Raw genomic sequence first — 2,365 nt, 5'->3', positions numbered from 1 at the left:
TTCATCAAATCCGTCTCAAAGCCGATCAATCCTCGTGTGGGAATGGAAGCTTCGAGCGTAACGTTATTCCCCACATGATTCATGTGTGTGATCTCTGCTTTTCGATTGGCTAAGTTTTGGAGGACGTCGCCGAGTGAATCGTTTGGAATATCTAAATATAACGTCTCGATCGGCTCGAGGATGTTTCCTTCAGCGTCTTTTTTATAAATCACCTCTGGTCGTGAAATCATCAATTCAAAGCCTTCTCTTCGCATCTGCTCGACGAGGATAGCGATCTGCATTTCGCCACGAGCAGAGACTTCGAAAACTCCAGCGTTTTCGGTCTCCTTGAATTGAAGGGAAACATTGGTGCGAGTCTCCCGCTCAAGCCGTTCTCGAATGTGACGTGCAGTGAGCAACTTTCCCTCGCGGCCAGCAAAAGGAGAGTCGTTTACCAAGAGATACATTTTAATCGTGGGTGGATCGATCTCGACGAAGGGAAGAGGCTCACGTTCCTCCGAATCTGCGATGGTCTCGCCAATATAGATGTCTTCGAGGCCGGCAAGGCCGATGATATTTCCTGCTGAGGCTTCTTGGATCTCGATTTGTCGGAGGCCAGAGTAAGAAAGCAGTTTCGTGACAGTCGCCTTCGTCTTGCTGCCATCTCGGTGGAGGGCGACGACTTTGTCTCCCACTTTTACTTTGCCGCCGTAGATTTTGCCGTAGGCGATGCGGCCGACGTAGTCGTTGTAGTCAAGATTGGCGACGAGCATTTGAAACGGCTTGGAAGGGTCAGCCTGCGGAGCGGGAATTTTTTGGATGATGGTCTCGAAAAGGGCTTTCATGCCAGCGTTTTTGATCTCATCAGTGAGTTGGCCTGGCCACTTCTCGACCGCATAGCCCTCTTTGCCAGAAGCATAAAGAACCGGGAAATCAAGCTGTTCATCCGTGGCATGTAGCTCAAGGAAGAGTTCGAATACCATATCCAAGACCTGATGAGGCCGGGCGTTGGGACGATCAATTTTATTTATCACGACGATAGGACGCGCGCCGACTTGTAGCGCTTTGCGAAGCACAAATTTAGTCTGGGCTTGAGGGCCGTCGAAAGAATCCACCACGAGGAGCACGCCATCGATCATCTTTAAGATTCGTTCCACCTCTCCTCCAAAATCGGCATGGCCGGGAGTGTCCACGATGTTGATATGGTAATCGCCGTAGGTAAAAGCGGCGTTTTTGGCGCGGATCGTGATGCCTTTTTCGCGTTCGAGGTCCATAGAATCCATGACGCGCTCGGCGACTTGTTGATTGGAGCGGAAGGTGCCGGACTGCCGTAGCAGTTGGTCTACGAGGGTGGTCTTCCCGTGATCAACGTGCGCGATGATGGCGATGTTCCTTATTTTTTCCATGAGCGGGATGAGTGAAGCAGAATTTTTATGGCTTGCAAGAGAAGGCACGAGCAGCGGATCATGAGATAGATGTGTGGCTATAATCAGCAGATTCTGCCTGCAGGTGTGAAACTGTTGGTGAAGGTTGCTGTGTCGCTAATCATGGGGATCGCCATCGCGCTGGTGTTGCCGCCTAGTTTTACTATGGCTCAAAGGATAATGGCTGGGATCTTTGTGGGGGCAGCATGCCTCTGGATCACGGAAGCGTTGCCTCCCTTTGCAACGGCCATCGGTGCAATTGTAGCGTGTGTCTTTGGGTTGGGCGCGCCTCAAGGTGCAATGTCGGGAGGTGGGGCTAAGGGATATCTTGTTTTTCTTGAACCATTGGTAGACCCGGTGATTTTTTTGTTTCTGGGAGGCTGCATTATGGCGCTAGCTGTTGAAAAAAATGGGCTCGACCGATGGATGGCTCGGTGGTTTTTGTTGCCTTTTGCTAAGACGGAGCGCACGTTTCTGCTGGGGGTTGTGTTGGTCACAGGACTTTTTTCAATGTTTATGTCGAATACTGCGACGACGTTGATGATGCTGACGTTGATCAAGCCTATGTTGGAGGCGACTAAAGAGAATAGACCTTTAGCTTCGGCCACGGTGATGGCAGTGGCTTTTGCAGCTAATATTGGGGGCATGGGGACGATTGTGGGCAGCCCGCCAAATGCGATTGCGGTTGCCATGCTCGAGAGACGCAGCGTGCAAATTTCGTTTGCGGAGTGGATGAGCCTTGGCGTGCCATTGAGTCTGATATTGCTTCTTGGGCTTTGGTTCATCGTCTCCAGATCGGTGCGAGGCTCTGCTGATGGGGCGAGGAGACAGTTGACTGCGCTAATTCAAAAAGCAATCGCTGAAGATGCGAAAGAAGGTGCCTTGTGGTCACGGATGTGGGTGGGGGCTGTCTTTCTGGCGACAGTTGCCCTCTGGATTACCGAGAGCCTGCACGGCTGGAA

At 51.5% G+C, this 2,365-nt stretch carries 2 protein-coding genes; one reads left to right on the top strand and one right to left on the bottom strand.

Going from position 1 to position 2,365, the window contains the following annotated elements; all coding sequences use genetic code 11:
* Positions 1-1,385, bottom strand: a 1,385-nt coding sequence (locus NZM04_08360; protein ID MCS7064035.1) for a GTP-binding protein, incomplete at its 3' end; no start/stop codon positions are given.
* Between the two features lie 69 nt (positions 1,386-1,454).
* Here NZM04_08360 and NZM04_08355 point away from each other — a divergent pair.
* On the top strand, positions 1,455-2,365 hold a 911-nt coding region (locus NZM04_08355), incomplete at its 3' end, for an SLC13 family permease (protein MCS7064034.1).

It is taken from the genome of Candidatus Methylacidiphilales bacterium, assembly GCA_025056655.1.
Taxonomy (GTDB): Bacteria; Verrucomicrobiota; Verrucomicrobiia; order Methylacidiphilales; family JANWVL01; genus JANWVL01.
This window is presented reverse-complemented; position numbering and strand designations above follow the sequence as displayed.